Below are 17,489 nucleotides of genomic sequence, written 5' to 3' on the forward strand. Positions count from 1 at the left end.
GATCCCTCGACACCTAAGCTAGACAATCGTTTTGCACCTATTTCGCAACATATTGACGCGAAAGCATAAAAAACGAGGCTGTTTTGCGCTAGGAACTGCAGAAATCTGCGAAAGCTGCCTGCTTGGAAGGCTGCTGTAATCTCGGTTCCGGCCTGATGCACAACGTCGGTAATTAGCAAAGTCGAACGCTGCTGATTGCGCTCCACCGGATTATCATCTCGGCGCTATCAACAGTGCGCACCTGTATAAAATCGTCGCCAAGCGATATGAAAGCTTTTCCTTCGTGCGTCGCGTACCACGCATCCGGCTGAGGTGAACGTAAGCCGGAGATTTGACCGACCGGGATAAAAACGCCTCGCTCTTGTATTTCGGTCATGAATGTCCCGGCTTCGCCGAGCATCTTCAGTCCTACTTTCGAATTTGCTGAGGAAAGCGCACCTTCGATCGCACCAAGGACCAACGACCCAGTGATGACCCAACCCGGCGAACCGATCATGCCTAGCCCACTATGCACTCCCCCAAGCTTCTCCTGACCCGCTGCGACCATTCCCCTCCAGGCAGCAACAGCTTTGGCGTGGAACATTTTGATTTCGGCGACGGGGAGTACGCGTGTGGAGGTTTCTATTTCCAACACTTTAGGCATGCCGCATCCCCATCAACCGTCCACTAACCGGCGGATATCATACGCAGGTGAACGACTACATCAGGTTGTTAGCGCTTCGTTCGCTTTCCCTCCGATGGCGCGCGCCACACGCAGTGCGCTCAGTCATCAAAACGAGTGCTCGATGTCGCGGTAGAGATGCGCCCAATTCACTTCGGGGATAGTTCGGGACTCTCAGGTCGCTCCGTTTCCGTTCGGTTCTGTTTCCGCCCGTAGATTTAGCAAATTCGGCGGCTTGTCCGGCTCGAAAACCACGCTATTACGCGGGTTCCCGTTACGGGGGCGATTAGCTCAGTTGGTAGAGCGTCTCGTTTACACCGAGAATGTCGGCGGTTCGAGCCCGTCATCGCCCACCATTTTCCAGCCGCAGTTCCCCGATCCCGTTCGCCTTCCACCCGAAATGGGTGCGTCTCCGCCCAGCGCGGGCCGAAGGATTGATAGACTTGTCGCTGCCAGCTTCTGGCAAAAACAAGGAGGATCCATCATGGCGACGCACGAGCATGCATCATTCGACGCGGAGATCATCAACCAATCGCTGGCGGCCGCGAAAGCGCATGGCGAAGAGCTTCATGCGGGGCTTTCGCCAGAGGCGATGGAGCTGACCGACGGCACGATGATGATCGGCGCGCAATGTATCAGCGTGACCGTCAAGAACCACAAGATCTGCATCAATCTGCCGCTCGGCATCGGCAGCAAATGCTTCACCGTTCCGGCCTGGGTTCCCGAGGGGACTGCGGTGCAGGCCTGTCTCGACATCTGCACCAAATGGGGCATTCCGTGCGGCATACAGGTGACGCTGTCGGTCGCCGGCAAGCTGATCCTCAAAAAGGGCTTCGGCTGCAGCTGCTGAAGCAGATCGGGCGGGGACGGCGCGGCCGTTCCCGCCTTTCGGCCGATCGTCGGATCAGGGCGCGTGCTGTGGCGGCGCGATCTCGAACAGGCGCGGCCAATTCTTGCCCGTGACGTACAGCTTGTGCGTCGTACGGTCATAAGCGATGCCGTTGGGCACCGAATCGCGATCGGTCGGGCCGATCTTCGCAATCAACGGCGCCAGGTCGATGACGCCGCGAACATGCCCATCGCTCGGGTCGATGCGGACGATGTAGCGCGTCATCCAGATGTTCGCGAGAATTTCGCCATCGACATATTCGAGCTCGTTGATCTGCTCGAGCGGGCGTCCGCCGAGCGTCACCGTCAGCCGCCGCACGACCTTTTGCGTCGCGGGATCGAGATAGCGCAGTACCGGCGTTCCATCCGACAGGATCAGATTGCGCCCGTCTTCGGTCATCGCCCAGCCTTCGCCGTCGTAGCGGAAGCCACCACTGCGCTTCAACGCCGGCAGGTTCCAGCGGAAGCCTTGTCCGCCATGCCAGGTGACGCTGAACAGCTCGTGCCGCCAAGCGACGATTCCCTCGCCGAACAATGCCGGGGGCAGCTTGACGCGGGCGAGCACGCGACCGCTCGTCAGGTCGACGCGGCGGATATCCGATTGTCCTTCGCGCCCGGTGCTTTCGTAAAGCGCGCCGTGATCGATCAGCAGGCCTTCGGTGAAGGCGCTGGTGTCGTGCGGATAGCTGGCGAGGATGCGTGCGGGTTCGGGCGTGATCGGCGCCCCAGCGGATGTGGCAACGGGCGCGGGGACGGGCGACGGCGCGGCGGCGCCTTGCAGCGTAGCGAAGGCGGCGAGCAGCGACGCGCGTATCACAGGCTGCGCACCAAGGTGACGGCGGTGGCGATCCAGGCGGGATCGGCGACGACCTGCTGGCGCGATCCCGGTCCGAGCGGGAGCAGGTGCAATTTGCCGCCGCCCCCTTCGGCTGCGGGGCCTTCGCGGCCGATCAGGCGTCCAAACAGGAAACGCCCGGCGGGGCGCGGCACGAGGACGTCGCGGTTGAGCGCGCCGGCGAAGCGATCGGGCGCGATCCGCGCGCACCAGATCTGGTCGCCCGCGCGATACTCGCCGACCCCGGCCTGAACGCTCACCGCGACATGATCGGGCGCAACGGCTGGCGGGATCACGGTGGCGGTCTGCCGCGGGGCGTGCGCGCCGCTCGGATCGAGCAAGGCGGCGACGGCGATGTCGGGGCGGTCGGGCAGCGTGACAAGATCCGCCGCCTGGACGCCGAGCGCCGCTGCGATTCTGTTGAGCCAGCCGACGGAAACGGTTCGTGTGCCAGTTTCCAGGCGGCCGATCGTTTGCGCGGTGGTGGGCGGGACGCAGGCGCGGGCGACGTCGTCGAGCGTCATCCCCTTGGCGCGACGGACTTCGCGAATCGCGGTGATCATCGGCGGCTCCTAACCAGATCGGTTTTTTCGCTGTCCTACAAGCGCGCCCGCATGGCAATCCCCTTTCGCGACTCGAGCAAGGAGCAGGGCAATGCGGGATTTGGTGGAACGCGATTTCGTGGAGGGCGTCGTCGGCGGTGCGCGCGCCCCGTCGGGCGGCGCGAAGGCGCGGCGGAGCGTCACGCTGAACCAGGCCGAATCGCCGCTCGGCTGGCTGCGCGCGCGCGGGCTGGTCGATGCGCGCCAGTTCGAGGCGGGCGAGCGGCTGCGCGGCGATTACGAGATGGCGGCGCTGCCGGCACGGATCACGATGGCGTGGAGCGAGCGCGTCGATGGCGCGCGCGGGGCGGGCGGCGGGCTCGACCCGACGCTCGCGCAGATCGCCGCGAAGCGCCGCTTCGACGCGGCGATCGACGCCGTCGGCAAGGGTCTGCGCGACGTGCTGTGGCGCGTCATCTGCGCGGGCGAGGCGTTACCGGTCGCCGAAAAGGCGCTCGGCTGGCCGCAGCGCGCGGGTCGGCTGGTGCTGACGCTCGCGCTCGACCGCTTGGCCGACTTTTACGGGTTGCGCTGACCGCGCCGCCACATCCGCGCGTCTTAACCACACCCGCGCACGCTTCGCTAATCCTGATCGACGAGAAGCTGCCGATGCCTTTGTCGATCCATGCCGCGCACCTGCAACACCAGATCGATACGCAACTCGAACTTGCCGGATTGGCGCGGTGCGATGCGATCCGCGCGCTGCACGAGGATCTCGAGAAACTGTATCGCCTGCGGCTCGTCGCACTGGTCCTGGCGGAGCGGCTCGCGGAAGCGCGCGCGATACGCTTTGAGGTCAGCGCGTGGCCGCTCGGCATGACGACAGCGCGAGACGTTACGCTTCCGGTATAACGCTGGCCTTGCGGTGAGCGTCGCGCCATGGTGCAGCGAGGCAACAAGGAGACCGTGATGCCGATCAAGCGCGAGATGCTGGTGCGGCGCGATGCGCTCGACCAGCTCGCGATCAACGAGACGCTCGCGCCCGAACCCGGCGCGGGCGAGCTCCTGCTCGAGGTCGAGCGGATCGCGCTGACCGCCAATACCGTGACCTATGGCGTCGTCGGCGCAGAGGTCGGTTACTGGAATTTCTTCCCGGCGCCGGAAGGGTGGGGCGTGGTGCCGGCCTGGGGCTTCGCGCGCGTCGTCGCGTCGCGCTGCGCCGAGATCGCGGCGGGGGAGCGCGTCTATGGCTTCCTGCCGATGGCGTCGCATCTCATCGTCACGCCGGGCAAGATCGGCGCTGGGCTGTTCCGCGACATGGCGCCGCACCGCCAGCCGATGAGCGCGGTCTACAACCAGTATCGCCGGCTCGCGCCGGACCTGCCCACGACGCCCGAGCACGACGCGCTGCGCATGCTGTTCGAGCCGCTGTTCCTGACCAGTTTCCTCATCGCCGATGCGCTGCGCCGCGCGGATTTCCGCGGGGGCGAAAGCGTCGTCCTGACCAGCGCGTCGAGCAAGACCGCGCTCGGCACCGCTTATGCGTTGCGCGCGCGCAGCCCGGGCGTCCAGCGGATCGGGCTGACCAGCGCCGCCAATCGGGCGTTCGTCGCGGGCACCGGGCTGTACGATGCGGTGTTGGCGTATGACGCGATCGAGACGCTCGCGCCGACGGGCGCGACGGTGGTGATCGACTTTGCCGGCGATGCCGCGGTGCTCGCGGCGATCTACGCGCGGCTGGCGGGGCGGATCGCGCACTGTCTGCGCGTCGGCGTGACGCATTACGACGCGCGCGACCGCGCCGCCGCGCCGCTCGCGCCGCGCCCGGTGTGGTTCTTCGCCCCCGATGCCGCGACGACGCTAATCGGCGAGATCGGGCAGGACGCGTTCACCCTTGCGGTCGCGGCAGAATGGGACGGCTTCGTCGCGCTCGCGGCGCGGCTGGTGCGCGTCGACGAGGAGAGCGGGATCGACGCGTTGCAGCGGATCTGGCGGCTGCAGGTGGCGGGGCAAGCGAAGCCCGATACCGGATATTGCGTCCGCTTCTGACCGCGCTCGCCGCCCGCCCCGTGCGGGTCACCGCGCGCGGCTTGTTGCGCGGCCCTTGCACCCGCTAAGGCACTGTCCATGCAGATCGACTTTCTCAAATGCCATGGCTCGGGCAACGACTTCCCGCTGATCGACGCGCGTGCGCTCACGCTGCCCGAACCCGATTGGGCGCGGGTTGCGGTTGCGCTGGCGGATCGCGGCGGGAGCGTCGGGGGCGATGGAATCTTGCTGCTCACCGCGGGCGACGCGACGCACGATTTCGGGATGCGGATGTTCAATTCGGACGGGAGCGAGGCGGAGACGTGCCTCAACGGCCTGCGCTGCGTCGCGCGCGCCGGGTTCGAAGCGCTCGGGATCGGGGAGGCGCGAGTCCGGCTCAAGACCTCGGACGCGCATGTCTCGCGCGATCCCGATCTCGCCGCGGGCGTGGTGACGATCCGCGAGGTCGCCGGGCCGGTCGATCTCGACGTATCGCACTGGCCGCTGCGCGTCGGCACCGACCGCATCGTCGAGGCGGCGATCGCGCCGCTCGGCAGCGAGCGCCTGTTCACCGCGGTGGCCATCCCCAACCCGCATCTCGTCAGCTTCGTCGAGGCGATCGACGAGGCCGAGCTCGTCGCGCTCGGCGCGCGCTGCGAGGCGGCGCCCGACTGGCTGCCCAACCGTGCCAATGTCTCGTTCGTCGAGGTGCGCGGCAGCAACACGCTGTTCGTCCGCACCTTCGAGCGCGGCGTCGGGCTGACCGACAGCTGCGGCAGCGCGATGGCGGCGTCGACCTATGCCGCGTGCCTGACGCGACGCTGCGGCTTCGCGACCGAGATCACCGTGCGCAACCGCGGCGGGCTGGTGCGCGTCGAGGCGCGCGAGGACGGCATGGTGCGGCTGTCGGGCAACGCCACGGTCGAATGGCGTGGTTCGGTCGATGTTCATCTCGGCACGCGCACAGCCGGTCCCGTCACCGTGAGCGCGCGCCATGACGAGGAAGTCGTGGCGTGGCGCGCGGTGGTCGACGCGATCGCTTGAGATTGGTCCGCTTCGGGCGCAATCAAAGGCTGGTCGAGTCGGGATCGATCCGTAACACCTTGGAGGTTTTCTCATGCGTCGTCTTGCTTCCTTTGCCCCCGCGCTGGCGCTGCTGATTGCGGGCACCAGCGTCGCCACGCCCGTGCTCGCGCAGAGCCAGGCCGAAGAGCAACGCTTCGCCCAGGCGCAGCAGCGGCTCGACAATGAGCTCGGCATCTTCCGCGCCGAGTTCGACCGCTATCAGCAGGCGCGCGCGCGCGGCTATCGCGACGTGCGCCCGGCCTATGACGATTCGCGCTCCGCCGATCCGGCGTATGATGACCGCTACGAGGCGGGCTATGATCCGTCGCGCTATTACCGCGCCGATCCGACGCGATATCAGGAGCGCGTGCTGAGCAGCGACGACCGCATCTATCGCGGCACCGACAACCGCTATTACTGCAAGCGCAACGACGGCACGACCGGGCTGATCGTCGGCGCGGTCGGCGGCGGCGTGCTCGGCAACGTCATCGCCGGCGGCCATTCGCGCGGCGTCGGCACGATCCTCGGCGCGATCGCCGGCGGCGTCGTCGGCAAGAGCGTCGACCAGAACAATGCCGAGGTGCGCTGCCGCTGACGCGAGCCAAATCGGTACAAAATCGCTTGACATCGTCGCGCTGTTTTGGTACATAACAGGAACGATGCAGAGATGCGACCTGAGGGGCCGGGGCGGAAACGCCTGCGGCCCCTTTTGTGTGGTGATCTCTGCGGGGCAGTGGCGGGAGAGAGCGATGACGGAGACCGAGGAGCGTTCGCCGTGCGAGCCTTCGGGAGGCGCGGAGTTGCCGGGAGAGCGGTCGCCGGGCGAGCATCCGACAGCCGCGCGTTCGACAGCCGCGCGTCCGACCGACGGGGGCGCTACGCCGCGGATGCATGTGTCGCGCCCCGACCAATGGACGATCGCCAGGCGGGTGGCGTTCCTCGATCACCTCGCCGCGACGTGCAACATCGCGCAATCCGCCAAAGCGGTCGGCAGTTCGACGGGCGGGGCGTATGCGCTGCGCCGCCGCGACGCGGCCTTCGCCGAACAATGGCGTGCGGCGATCGACCTGGGATACGAGCTGCTCGAGACCAAGGTGCTCGCCTTCGCGCTCGGGCAGCGCGACGACGGGTCGATGGTCGGCGACCCGGACGCGGTCGCGGCGGCGCCGATCGATCCGGATACGGCGCTCAAGCTGGTGCGCCAGCATCAGGCGGTGCACGCCTCGGGCGCGACGCATAACGAGCGGCGCCACATCCCCTTCGCGTTCAAGCACGCGCCGATCGACGAGGTCCGCGACGCGTTGCTCGCCAAGCTCGCGGCGCGCGCGCGACGCCGCGCGCGGAGTGGCCTGGCATGACGCGGCCAAAGCGCAGGGGCGCGGATGCCGGCCCCGATCTCGATGCGCTGCTCGACCAGCTCGCCGCGCTCGATCGCGCCGACCAGATCTCCATTCTCGACCGAATGAGCCGCCCGCAGCTGCGGACGCTCAACGATGCGTGGCGCTATTGGGCGCACCCGGGGCAGCTCGCGCCGCCGGGCGCGTGGCGGGTGTGGCTGATCCGCGCGGGGCGCGGCTTCGGCAAGACGCGCGCCGGGGCCGAATGGGTCAGCGCGATGGCGCGCGCGTATCCCACGGCGCGGATCGCCTTGGTCGGCGCGACCGAGGAGGATGTGCGGCGCGTGATGATCGAGGGCGAGGCGGGGTTGCTGAGCGTCGCGCATGGCGGCGAGCGGACCGCCTATCGCCGCACCGACGGCGTGGTCCAATTCGAATCGGGCGCGGTCGCGGCAGTGTTTTCGGCCGCCGCGCCCGAGAAATTGCGCGGGCCCGAGCATCAGCTCGCGTGGTGCGACGAGCTCGCCAAATGGCGCTACGGCGATGCCGCTTGGGACAATCTGATGCTCGGCATGCGGCAGGGTGACGATCCGCGCGTGGTGGTGACGACGACGCCGCGCGCTGTTCCCTTGCTGCGGCGCGTGATGGCGGCGGCGGGGACGGTCGAGACGCGCGGCAGCAGCCATGACAATCCGCATCTGCCCGACGCCTTTCTCGAAGCGATCGAGGCGCACTATGGCGGGACGCGGCTCGGGCGGCAGGAGATTGCGGGCGAGCTGATCGAGGATCTCGACGGCGCGCTGTGGACGCGCGCGATGCTCGACGATTGTCGCGTCGCAGCGGCGCCCGCGACGGTGCGCGTCGTCGTCGCGGTCGATCCGCCCGCGGGGAGCGCCGACGGGAGCGGGGACGCGTGCGGGATCGTCGCGGTCGCGCTCGGGCGTGACGGGCGTGGCTATGTGCTCGAGGATGCGAGCGTCGCGGGGCTCTCGCCCGAGGGCTGGGCGCGCGCGGTGGCGGCGTGCGCGGCGCGGCACGGCGCCGACCGCGTCATCGCCGAGAAGAACCAGGGCGGGCGGATGGTGGCGAGCGTCCTGCTCGCTGCCGACGCCGCGCTGCCGCTCGCTTTGGTCCATGCCAAGGACGGCAAGAGCGTGCGCGCCGAGCCGGTCGCGACGCTCTACGAACGCGGCAAGGTGGCGCATGTCGGGGCGTTTCCCGAGCTCGAGGCCGAATTGTGCGGGCTGGTCGTCGGCGGGGCGTATCGCGGGCCGGGGAAATCGCCCGACCGCGCCGACGCTTTGGTGTGGGCGCTGACCGAGCTGATGATCGTCAAGCGCAAGGCGGTGCGGGTGCGGGCGCCGTGACGCGGCGAAATCGCCATGCGCTGCGATGAGCGCGAATAACGCGTTCAATCGTCGCGGCATGACGCAATAGTCAGTGAGTAAGGATCTGCAATACCTTCCTTTGTCTCATGTATAATCCAAGTAAATAAGGTTGATATAGGCTTCGTTCGTTGATGGCATGGTCTCCAGATGGTATTGGGAATTGCCCGAGAGTCGGCAGGCCGGACTGCTGAAACAGCAGCCGTCTGTCGTATCGCGGTCGACCGTTCAGCCGAGCAACGCAAACCAAAGGCAAGGCTGGTGCGGTGCAATCCTGTCAATCACCCTTCGTAGGAGAGGATGCCGATATGACCGTTTACAATATCCAGAACCAATGGGGCGGCAGCAGCGCGCCGTGGCACGACGGTGGTGTCTTCAACATCGGCAATCGCGCCGACCAATTGCCGATCGCGCTCAAGATCCAGTCGGGCGACGGCGGGCAGAGCTTTGCCGGCACGATGACCTATCAGGGCGAGGGGCCGATCGGGCTTCGCGCCACGCGCGTGACCGAGAATTGCTACCACGCCGAGAACCAGTGGGGCGGCCCGAGCGCGCCGTGGCACGATGCGGGGCTGTTCCTGCTCGGCGCGCGCGACGGGCAGAATGCGGTCGCGTTCGACCTCAGCTCGGCCGACGGCAAGACGCTGGTCGGCACGATGACCTATGCCGGCGAGGGGCCGATCGGCGCGCGCGGCGCGCTTTCGCCCGGGCACGCCTTCAACGCCACCAATCAATGGGGCGGCGATAGCGCGCCGTGGCATCAGGGCGGGCAGTGGGTGCTCGGCTGCCGGCCCGACCAGGCGGTGGTCGCGCTCGATCTGACGAGCCCCGACGGCGGCCGCTCGCTGGCCGGCACGATGACCTATGCCGGCGAGGGGCCGATCGGCTTTCGCGGGACGCGCACCATGGCGAACACCTATAGCGTGGTGAACCAATGGGGCGGCGACCATGCGCCGTGGCATCCCGGCGGCGATTGGGTGCTCGGCTGCCGCGGCAAGCAAGGCGTCGTCGCGATCAACGCCAAGGGCGACGGCCACGGCCTGCACGGCACGATGACCTATAGTGGCGAGGGCAAGATCGGCCTCGCGCTCGTGCCGAGCGTGGTCAAGGTGACCGAGCCGGCCTGAAGCGCGCCCCGCCCCCGGCGCTGGATCGTCGGGGGCGGCCAGCCGGCGCTTCCCGCAGCCGTCGGCTCAGGCCATAGTGGTCGAACGAGTCCGCTGGCGGAACGATCCGCTCGGGTGCGGGCGGCCGTGGCTTCCGTCGGGCGGCGCGAGCGCTTATGGCGCGGCGGCTCGGTCATCTCCGGCCGCAGCACGAAGGAGCGCAAGCGATGGTGCCGCGGGAGTTGATCGACAGCGCGCAGATCCCCGGCGGGGATGTGATGACGCTCTACGCGCGCGGCGCCGACTTCATGATCGTGGTCGATCGCAACGAATTGATGAGCACGCGGATGAACGGCTCGGAAGAGGCGCTCGGCACGCTCGCGTGCGACCGGATCGCGCGCGTTGCCGCGCCGCGCGTGCTGATCGGCGGCTACGGCATGGGCTTCACGCTGCGTGCGGTGCTCGGGCAGGTCGGGCCGAAGGCGGCGGTGACCGTCGCCGAGCTGGTGCCCGCGATCCTCGCCTGGGCGCGCGGGGCGATGGCGGCGGTGACGAACGGCTGTCTCGACGATCCGCGCACGCGGGTGTTCGAGGGCGATGTCGCTGCGGCGATCGCGGCGGGCGCTGCGGAAGGGGCGGGGGGCTTTGATGCGATTCTGCTCGATGTCGACAATGGCCCCGATGGGCTGGTGCGCGCCGAGAACGACCGGCTGTACGCGCCGCGCGGGCTCAAGCTCGCGCGTGACGCGTTGCGGCCGGGGGGCGTGCTCGCGGTGTGGTCGGCGGGGCCCGATCCGCGCTTCGTCACGCGGCTGAAGGGCGCGGGGTTCCGCGTCGAGGAAGTCGTCGTCAAGGCGCGGCAGAACGGCAAGGGGCCGCGACACGTCATCTGGTTCGCGACGCGCGGGTAGGGTTCCGCGCGCCCTAGCCGGACGTTCTGACGAAAGCGCGCGCCCACCCCCAGCCCCTCCCGCGAGCGGGAGGGGAGAAGAGGCAGCCCCTCCCGCGAGCGGAGGGGACGACGACGTAGCCGGCGCGCGCGGGCAAGCAGCAGGAGATCTTCGCATGAAATTGTTCGGTCGCAAGGCCGGGCGCGATGAGTCGCGTCCGGTGCTCGAGCTGCGCGCGACGCGCTTCGCCGACGGGGCGGGGGCGGTGCCGGCGAGCTATCAGGAGCAGGTCCGCGCGCTCTATCTGCGCAACGCCATCGCACAGCGCGCGGTGCGGATGATCGCCGATGCAGTAGGCGACGCCCCGCTCGGCGGGACGGCCGAAGGCGTGCGGCTGGTCGCGGCGCGATCGGGCGGGCAGGCGCTCACCGCGACGCTCGCCGCGCAATTGCTGCTCCACGGCAATGCCTATGTGCAATTGCTGACCGATGCGCAGGGCCGGCTGGTCGAGCTGTTCGCGCTGCGGCCCGAGCGCGTCACGGTCGAGGCCGATGCCGGGGGCTGGCCGGTCGCCTATCGCTACGGTGTGGGGACGCAATCGGCGCGGCTGATCGCCGACGCGCCGCGGCCGCAGATCGTTCATATCAAGGCGTTCCATCCGCTCGACGATCATTATGGCCTGGGTTGCCTCGGCGCGGCGGCGAGCGCGATCGCGCTGCACAATGCCGCGGCGGCGTGGAACACCGCTTTGCTCGACAATGCCGCGCGGCCGTCGGGTGCGCTGGTCTATGATCCGGGCGATGGGTCGGCGCTGTCGCGCGAGCAGTTCGCGCGGTTGCGCGACGAGCTCGACGCGAGTTTTGCCGGCGCGCGCAACGCCGGGCGGCCGATGCTGCTCGAGGGCGGGCTCAAATGGCAGGCGCTGAGCCTTACGCCGGCCGATCTCGATTTCGCCGAGATGAAGGCGGCGGCGGCGCGCGAGATCGCGACCAGCTTCGGCGTCCCGCCGATGCTGCTCGGCCTGCCCGGCGACGCGACCTATGCCAATTACAAGGAAGCCAATCGCGCGCTGTGGCGCCAGACGATCCTGCCGCTCGCGGGGACGATCCTCGCCGGGCTCGCGCAAGGGGTGGCGGGCTGGATCGACGGCGCGACGCTGCGCGTCGAGCTCGACCGCGTCCCCGCGCTCGCCGAGGATCGCGAGCGGCTGTGGGCGCAGGTCAGCGCGGCGCCGTTCCTGTCGCGCGACGAACAGCGCGCGATGGTCGGCGTCGGACCCGCGCCGGCGGATGTGTGAGTAAGGAAGGAACCGACATGGCACTGACCGATGGCGCATTGCTGGCGCAACTGATCGCGCAGGGCGCGCAGGAAGGCGCCGATCTGGCGACGCTGCGCGCGATCGCCGAGGAAGCCGGCGAGGCGGCGGCGGGGCGCGCGCTGGCGCGGCTCGGGCTCGACGATCCCGCCGCGGCGAAGGACATGGGCGAACTGCGCGGGCTGCTCGGCGCCTGGCGCGACGCCAAGCGCACCGCGTGGAAGGGGGTGGTCGGCTGGATCGTGCGGATCGCGGCGGCGCTGCTGCTCGCGGGGCTCGCGGCGAAGTTCGGCTTCTGGGATCTGATCGCATGAGCGCGGGCGTGCGGTTTGCGGGCTATGCGGCGATCTTCGATGCGATCGATCGCGGCGGCGACGTGATCCGCGCAGGCGCGTTCTCCGGTCTGCCTGCGGCGGTGCCGCTGCTGTGGCAGCATCGCGGCGCGCCGGTCGGCGCGATCGAGCGGATCGCAAGCGATGCGCGGGGGCTGCAGGTGGTGGCGCGGGTCGACGATCCGCGGCTCGCGGCATTGGTGCGCAGCGGGGCGGTGTCGGGACTGTCGATCGGCTATCGCACGCGCGCCGCACGGCGCGGCGCGGGGCGGGTGCGCGAGCTGACCGCGCTCGAGCTGGTCGAGGTGAGTCTCGTCGGGTTTCCGATGCAACCGGGAGCACGCGTGCACCGCGTCGCCGATGCTGCTAGGCCGGGCGCTCCCGATGCGGTTCCCGATTTCCGGGCGGCGGCGCGCGGAGCGAAGGAATGATCATGGCGCAAGGCACCATCAAGCGACTAACCGACAAGGGCTTCGGCTTCATCGCCGACGCATCGGGGAACGATCTGTTCTTCCACATGTCGAGCGTCGAGGGCGTGCGCTACGAGGATCTGCGCGAGGGCGAGACGGTGAGCTTCGACGTCGGGCAGGGGCCGAAGGGGCCGCGTGCGGAGAACGTCAAGCAGGTGTGAGCGCCTGATGCGGTGCTGACCCGCCGCCTGAGAGTATCTGAGGGGCGTCGCGCTTGCGGCGCCCCTTTTTCGTGCGCCGCGCCGCCTCTTTCGCCCCTCCCCTTCAGGGGAGGGGATGGGGGTGGGGCCGTGCCTCGCAGAGAGCTCACGCCAGTTACGGCCCCACCCCAACCCAGCGTCGGGTCGGGCAGGCCCCCGGCCTGCCCTAAACCGCGCGGGGCGCGGTTTACCCGACGCTCCTGAAGGGGAGGGGCTTGCCCCCCCTCCCCGCTTCTCGCGGATTGTTTCAACCAAGGAGACCAGCATGACCGATACGCAGGACGCGCTCGACAGCTTTGCGGCGCAGGATATGGGGGCGGTGCAACGCCCGTTGCTCGAGGGCGCGCGCGCGCCGGCGGACACCGCGTTCCAGGGGTTCGTCCGCGCGGGGACGACGATCGAGCTGAAAGCGCTGAGCGGCGTCAGCGGCGACGCCGGCGGCTATGCGATCCCGCGCGAGATCGATGCGCAGATCGACGCGACGCTGACCGCGATCTCGCCGATCCGCAGCGTCGCCAATGTCGTCAAGGTGGGAACCGCCGGGTATCGCAAGCTCGTCACCACCGGCGGCACGCCGTCGGGCTGGGCGGCCGAGACCGATGCGCGGGGGAGCACCGGAACGCCGAGCTTCGCCGAGATCGCGCCGCCGATGGGCGAGCTCTACGCCAATCCGAGCGCGAGCCAGGCGATGCTCGACGATGCCGCGTTCGACGTCGAGGCATGGCTGGCGGAGGAGATCGCCACCGAATTCGCGCGTGCGGAAGGCGCGGCGTTCGTCAACGGATCGGGCGTCAATCGGCCTAAGGGCTTCCTCCAGGCGCCGATCGCCGCGACCGGCGACGCCGCGCGCGCCTTCGGCACGCTGCAATATCTGGCGAGCGGGGCGGCGGGCGATTTCGCGGCGAACCCGCAGGACCGGCTGGTCGATCTCGTCCAGGCGCTGCGCGGCCCGTATCGGCAGGGCGCGGTGTTCGTGATGAATGCGAGCACGCTCGCGCGGATCCGCAAGTTCAAGACCAGCGACGGCGCGTTCCTGTGGAGCCCGAGCCTGGTCGCGGGGACCCCGGCGAGCCTGCTCGGCTATCCGGTGATCGAGGCCGAGGACATGCCCGATGTGGCGGCGAATGCGTGTGCGATCGCGTTCGGCAATTTCAAGGCGGGCTATCTCGTCGCCGAGCGGAGCGAGACGGTGATCCTGCGCGATCCCTATACCAACAAGCCGTTCGTCAATTTCTATGCGACCAAGCGGATCGGCGGCTGCGTGTCGAACAGCGAAGCGATCAAGCTGCTCAAGTTCGCGGCGAGCTGAGCTTGCTTCCCTCTCCCTGCGGGAGAGGGTGGCCGAGCGTAGCGAGGTCGGGTGAGGGCAGGGGCGGCGCGCCCGACCTGTCCTCACCCTTCCCACTCGGCTGCGCCGAGCGGGCCCAGTTTCGGGTGAACAGCGCCCCACGCTGTTCAGGCCATGCCGGGGGCATGGCCGACCCGAAACTCCTCTCCCGCTGGGAGAGGGAGTGAGGAGAAATACCATGATCGACGACAATGGCCCGGGCGTGGTGACGCTTCGGGCGGACGACCGTGCGCTCGCGGTGGCGGCGGTCAAGGCGGTGCTGCGCGTGGCGAGCGAAGACGAGGACGATCTGATCGCCGCCTTTGCCGAAAGCGCGCTGGGGCTGGCCGAACAGTTTACCGGACAGCTGCTGATCGCGCGCACGCTACGCGAGACGCTGTCGGGCGGTGCGGGGCCGGGCGGGGCGGGATGGCAGCGGCTCGGCGCGGCGCCGGTAAGCGCGATCACTGCGGTCGAGGGCATCGACGGCACGCCGTTCGAGCCGAGCGTCTTCGCGATCGACATCGATACCGCCGCGGACGGCTGGGTACGCGTGGCGGAGGACACGTCGGCGCGCGTGGTGTTCGACGCCGGGCTCGCGCCCGACTGGCCGGCGCTGCCGGCGCCATTACGGCAGGGCGTGGTGTTGCTCGCGGCCTATCTGTTCGATGCGCGCGATGCGCTCGGGGCGCCGCCTGTCGCGGTAACCGCCTTGTGGCGGCCGTTCCGGCGCGTGACCCTCGGCGGGGCACGGCGATGCTGAGCGCGCTCGAGGCGCGCGGACGCGCGGCAGGTGCTGCGGCGGCGGAGCGCACGCGGGTGCGTGTGGCGGAGGCGCTGCGCGCGGCCTTGCCGGGCGTCGCGGTCGGTATCGAGGGCGAGGATGTCGTGCTGTCGGGGCGGATCAGCGCCGATGATCCGCGGCTGCGCTGGATCGGGAGTTTGCTGCGATGAGCGCGGAGAGCGTGGTGCAGGCGGCGGCGCTGAGCGCCTTGCGCGGCGTGGGCGGGCTCAACGGCGTCTATCTTGGGACGCCGGTCAAGGCGACGCCGCCTTATGCGCTGCTCGGCGAGCTGCTCAGCGGCGACTGGAGCGTCAAGGATCGCGCCGGGCGCGAGCTGCGGCTGCTCGTCACGGTGCGCGATGCGGGCGAAGCGCCGACCCGGATCCATTCGCTCTCGGCCGCGGTCGGTGCCGCGATCGAGGCACTGCCGCGCGATCTCGACGGGTGGCGGCTGGTGAGCGTCGCGCTGCTGCGCGCGCGGATCGGCGGCGGTGCGGCGGGGGCGTGGAGCGGGAGCTTGGAGTATCGCATGCGGGTGTTGGCGGAGGAGTAGGGTACCGCTCGGCGGTTCCGCCCGCTGAGATCGGCTTTGTTCGCGCGGAGACGCGGAGACGCGGAGATGTTGCGCTTGAGGCACCCGGCGTGCCTGCCACCAACGATTCTGGGACGCGTTCCGCCTCGGCCGGGCGCGTCATCTCCGCGTCTCCGCGCCTCCGCGCGAACCCCCTTTCACGCGCCCCACCGAGCGCCACGTCGAATGACATGAGGAGATACAGCAATGAGTGCAGAACGCGGTAGCGCCTTCCTGTTGAAGGTCGGCAATGGCGGCAGTCCGCTGGTCTATGCGACGGTGGCGGGGCTGCGCACGACGCAGCTCAGCGTCAATGGCGAGATGGTGGCGGTCACCTCGAAGGATTCGGGCGGATGGCGCGACTTGCTGTCGGGCGCGGGGGTGCGCAGCGTCAGCGTGTCGGGAGCGGGGATCTTTACCGGTTCGGCCGCCGAATTGCGGATCAAGGGCAATGCGCTGTCGGGCACACTCGACGACTATCGGCTGAGCTTCGAGAGCGGCGAGACGCTGTCGGGCAAGTTCCTCGTCACCCGGCTCGATTATGCCGGGGATTACAATGGCGAGCGCTCGTACACGCTGAGCCTCGAAAGCTCGGGACCGGTGGTGGCGGCATGAGCGCGTCGGCCAATCCGGTGCGCGGCGAGGCCGAATTGCGCATCGCGGGCGAGACGATCGTGCTGCGGCCGAGCTTTGCCGCCCTCGTCGCCGCCGAGGGCGAGCTCGGCTCGCTCTTCGCGCTTGTCGAACGCGCGGCGGCGGGGGCCTTGTCGCTCGGCGAGCTGGTCGCCTTGTTCTGGCATTGTCGCGGCGAGACGCCCGCGGCGATCACGCGCGAGCATTTCGGCGAGGCGGTGGTCGGGCAGGGGCTCGCGCAGACGACGCCGGTGCTGCGCTTGCTGCTCGGCCAGATCCTGGCGGGGCGGTGATGGCGGCCTTCGCCGACGCCGCAGCGCGGCTCGCGGGGCTGGCGGGGGCGGTGCTGGGGTGGAGCCCCGACGCCTTCTGGCGCGCGACGCCCGCCGAGCTGGCCGGCGTGGTCGCGGCCCTGCGCGCCGGCGACGCGCCGACCGATCCGCCCGATGGCGCGACGCTTGCCCGGTTGCAGGAGGCCTTTCCCGATGGATGAGGAAATCGAACGGCTGATGATCGGCGTGCGCGCCGATACCGCGGGGTTCGCGCGCGATGTCGATGCGATGCGCGCGAGCCTCGACGGGCCGCTGGCGAGCGGGGTCGGTCGCGCCGGGCGCGCGATCGAGACGACGCTCGGCAAGGCGGTCGCGACCGGCCGCCTCGGCTTCGAGGATCTGCGCAAGGTGGCGCTCGCGGTGCTTGCCGATATCGCCGCAGCGGCGGTGCGCAGCGGGCTCGGCGCGCTGCTCGGCGGCGGCGCGGGCGCGGGCGGGGGCGGGGGCGGGGGCGACAGTCTGCTCGGCGCGCTGGGCGGATTGATCGGCGGTTCGCCCGGGCGCGCGACCGGCGGGCCGGTGTCGCCCGCGCGGCCGTATGTCGTCGGCGAGCGCGGGCCCGAACTGTTCGTGCCGACGACGAGCGGGAGCATCGTCGCGGCGAGCGCTGCGGCGGGGGCGCGCGACGTGCGCGTGTCGATCACCGTGCAGGGCGGCAACGATGCGCCGCAAGCGCTCGCGGCGTCGAGCCGGCAGGTCGCGCGCGCGGTCAAGGCGGCGCTGTCCTGATCTCCCTCTCCCCGCTGGGGGGGAGAGGGCAAGCGAGCGGAGCGAAGCGCGGGAGAGGG

Annotated in this window: 25 protein-coding genes and 1 tRNA gene; 23 read left to right on the plus strand and 3 right to left on the minus strand. The window is 69.5% G+C overall.

Features of this window, described 5'->3' with window-relative positions; translation table 11 throughout:
- Positions 1-172: 172 nt before the first annotated feature.
- On the minus strand, positions 173-643 hold the full coding sequence (locus tag RH90_RS07250) for a hypothetical protein (RefSeq protein WP_010184800.1): 471 nt from the start codon (positions 641-643) through the stop codon (positions 173-175).
- A 298-nt stretch (positions 644-941) separates the two neighbouring features.
- Between RH90_RS07250 and RH90_RS07255 the strand changes: the two genes are divergently transcribed.
- Together RH90_RS07255 and RH90_RS07260 are read left to right on the plus strand one after the other, a co-directional pair.
- Positions 942-1,017: transfer RNA gene (locus RH90_RS07255), tRNA-Val, on the plus strand.
- A gap of 128 nt (positions 1,018-1,145) precedes the next feature.
- Positions 1,146-1,511: a hypothetical protein gene (locus tag RH90_RS07260; protein WP_010184801.1), complete on the plus strand. Its 366-nt coding sequence runs from the start codon at positions 1,146-1,148 to the stop codon at positions 1,509-1,511.
- Positions 1,512-1,565: 54 nt separating this feature from the next.
- Here RH90_RS07260 and RH90_RS07265 read toward each other — a convergent pair whose 3' ends face one another.
- Together RH90_RS07265 and RH90_RS07270 are read right to left on the minus strand one after the other, a co-directional pair.
- Positions 1,566-2,366, minus strand: coding sequence for a glutaminyl-peptide cyclotransferase (locus RH90_RS07265; protein WP_010184802.1), 801 nt, complete (start codon positions 2,364-2,366; stop codon positions 1,566-1,568).
- Positions 2,363-2,947 (minus strand): helix-turn-helix domain-containing protein, encoded by a 585-nt coding sequence (locus tag RH90_RS07270; protein ID WP_010184803.1) that lies wholly within the window; start codon positions 2,945-2,947, stop codon positions 2,363-2,365. Before RH90_RS07270 ends, RH90_RS07265 begins: the two co-directional genes overlap by 4 nt.
- Positions 2,948-3,038: 91 nt before the next feature.
- On the opposite strand from RH90_RS07270, the gene RH90_RS07275 reads away from it, so the two are divergent.
- The 21 genes from RH90_RS07275 to RH90_RS07375 all read left to right on the plus strand — a co-directional run bounded on the left by RH90_RS07275 (position 3,039) and on the right by RH90_RS07375 (position 17,430).
- On the plus strand, positions 3,039-3,521 hold the full coding sequence (locus RH90_RS07275) for a DUF6456 domain-containing protein (protein WP_010184804.1): 483 nt from the start codon (positions 3,039-3,041) through the stop codon (positions 3,519-3,521).
- Positions 3,522-3,595: 74 nt separating this feature from the next.
- Positions 3,596-3,838: a hypothetical protein gene (locus tag RH90_RS07280; RefSeq protein WP_010184805.1), complete on the plus strand. Its 243-nt coding sequence runs from the start codon at positions 3,596-3,598 to the stop codon at positions 3,836-3,838.
- A gap of 57 nt (positions 3,839-3,895) precedes the next feature.
- A complete protein-coding gene (locus tag RH90_RS07285) occupies positions 3,896-4,975 on the plus strand; it encodes a DUF2855 family protein (protein WP_037493186.1) in 1,080 nt (359 codons plus the stop codon).
- A gap of 78 nt (positions 4,976-5,053) precedes the next feature.
- Complete coding sequence (gene dapF, locus RH90_RS07290; RefSeq protein WP_010184807.1) at positions 5,054-5,998, plus strand: diaminopimelate epimerase; 945 nt, start codon at positions 5,054-5,056, stop codon at positions 5,996-5,998.
- Between the two features lie 73 nt (positions 5,999-6,071).
- Positions 6,072-6,614 carry a glycine zipper 2TM domain-containing protein gene (locus tag RH90_RS07295; RefSeq protein WP_010184808.1) on the plus strand — a complete coding sequence of 181 codons (543 nt, stop codon included), beginning with the start codon at positions 6,072-6,074 and terminating at the stop codon, positions 6,612-6,614.
- A gap of 154 nt (positions 6,615-6,768) precedes the next feature.
- The gene (locus tag RH90_RS22050; protein WP_010184809.1) at positions 6,769-7,377 is read left to right on the plus strand and encodes a hypothetical protein; all 609 of its coding nucleotides are present in this window, start codon (positions 6,769-6,771) and stop codon (positions 7,375-7,377) included.
- Entirely contained in the window at positions 7,374-8,723 is a 1,350-nt protein-coding gene (locus RH90_RS07305) for a DNA-packaging protein (RefSeq protein ID WP_010184810.1), read from the plus strand. Before RH90_RS22050 ends, RH90_RS07305 begins: the two co-directional genes overlap by 4 nt.
- A 326-nt stretch (positions 8,724-9,049) precedes the next feature.
- The gene (locus tag RH90_RS07310) at positions 9,050-9,868 is read left to right on the plus strand and encodes a lectin OAA family protein (RefSeq protein ID WP_010184811.1); all 819 of its coding nucleotides are present in this window, start codon (positions 9,050-9,052) and stop codon (positions 9,866-9,868) included.
- 206 nt (positions 9,869-10,074) lie between these two features.
- Positions 10,075-10,758, plus strand: coding sequence for a spermidine synthase (locus RH90_RS07315; RefSeq protein ID WP_029625113.1), 684 nt, complete (start codon positions 10,075-10,077; stop codon positions 10,756-10,758).
- Positions 10,759-10,912: 154 nt separating this feature from the next.
- Positions 10,913-12,034, plus strand: coding sequence for a phage portal protein (locus RH90_RS07320; RefSeq protein WP_010184813.1), 1,122 nt, complete (start codon positions 10,913-10,915; stop codon positions 12,032-12,034).
- Between the two features lie 17 nt (positions 12,035-12,051).
- On the plus strand, positions 12,052-12,366 hold the full coding sequence (locus RH90_RS07325; RefSeq protein ID WP_010184814.1) for a DUF6127 family protein: 315 nt from the start codon (positions 12,052-12,054) through the stop codon (positions 12,364-12,366).
- Positions 12,363-12,815, plus strand: a complete 453-nt coding sequence (locus RH90_RS07330) for an HK97 family phage prohead protease (protein ID WP_010184816.1) — start codon at positions 12,363-12,365, stop codon at positions 12,813-12,815. The genes RH90_RS07325 and RH90_RS07330 overlap by 4 nt, the downstream gene beginning before the upstream one ends.
- Positions 12,816-12,817: 2 nt before the next feature.
- On the plus strand, positions 12,818-13,015 hold the full coding sequence (locus tag RH90_RS07335) for a cold-shock protein (protein ID WP_029625115.1): 198 nt from the start codon (positions 12,818-12,820) through the stop codon (positions 13,013-13,015).
- A gap of 304 nt (positions 13,016-13,319) precedes the next feature.
- Complete coding sequence (locus RH90_RS07340; protein WP_010184820.1) at positions 13,320-14,363, plus strand: phage major capsid protein; 1,044 nt, start codon at positions 13,320-13,322, stop codon at positions 14,361-14,363.
- 217 nt (positions 14,364-14,580) lie between these two features.
- Positions 14,581-15,144, plus strand: a complete 564-nt coding sequence (locus RH90_RS07345; RefSeq protein WP_010184821.1) for a head-tail connector protein — start codon at positions 14,581-14,583, stop codon at positions 15,142-15,144.
- Positions 15,138-15,335 (plus strand): hypothetical protein, encoded by a 198-nt coding sequence (locus RH90_RS07350; protein ID WP_010184822.1) that lies wholly within the window; start codon positions 15,138-15,140, stop codon positions 15,333-15,335. The genes RH90_RS07345 and RH90_RS07350 overlap by 7 nt, the downstream gene beginning before the upstream one ends.
- A complete protein-coding gene (gene gp17, locus RH90_RS07355) occupies positions 15,332-15,718 on the plus strand; it encodes a tail completion protein gp17 (RefSeq protein ID WP_010184824.1) in 387 nt (128 codons plus the stop codon). The genes RH90_RS07350 and gp17 overlap by 4 nt, the downstream gene beginning before the upstream one ends.
- 225 nt (positions 15,719-15,943) lie before the next feature.
- Positions 15,944-16,351 (plus strand): phage tail tube protein, encoded by a 408-nt coding sequence (locus RH90_RS07360; protein WP_010184825.1) that lies wholly within the window; start codon positions 15,944-15,946, stop codon positions 16,349-16,351.
- Positions 16,348-16,662, plus strand: a complete 315-nt coding sequence (locus RH90_RS07365) for a gene transfer agent family protein (protein ID WP_010184826.1) — start codon at positions 16,348-16,350, stop codon at positions 16,660-16,662. Before RH90_RS07360 ends, RH90_RS07365 begins: the two co-directional genes overlap by 4 nt.
- The gene (locus RH90_RS07370) at positions 16,662-16,862 is read left to right on the plus strand and encodes a phage tail assembly chaperone (RefSeq protein WP_010184827.1); all 201 of its coding nucleotides are present in this window, start codon (positions 16,662-16,664) and stop codon (positions 16,860-16,862) included. The genes RH90_RS07365 and RH90_RS07370 overlap by 1 nt, the downstream gene beginning before the upstream one ends.
- On the plus strand, positions 16,855-17,430 hold the full coding sequence (locus tag RH90_RS07375) for a hypothetical protein (protein ID WP_010184829.1): 576 nt from the start codon (positions 16,855-16,857) through the stop codon (positions 17,428-17,430). The genes RH90_RS07370 and RH90_RS07375 overlap by 8 nt, the downstream gene beginning before the upstream one ends.
- Positions 17,431-17,489 lie beyond the last annotated feature (59 nt).

The organism is Sphingomonas sp. PAMC 26605, from assembly GCF_000241485.1.
Taxonomy (GTDB): domain Bacteria; phylum Pseudomonadota; class Alphaproteobacteria; order Sphingomonadales; family Sphingomonadaceae; genus Sphingomonas.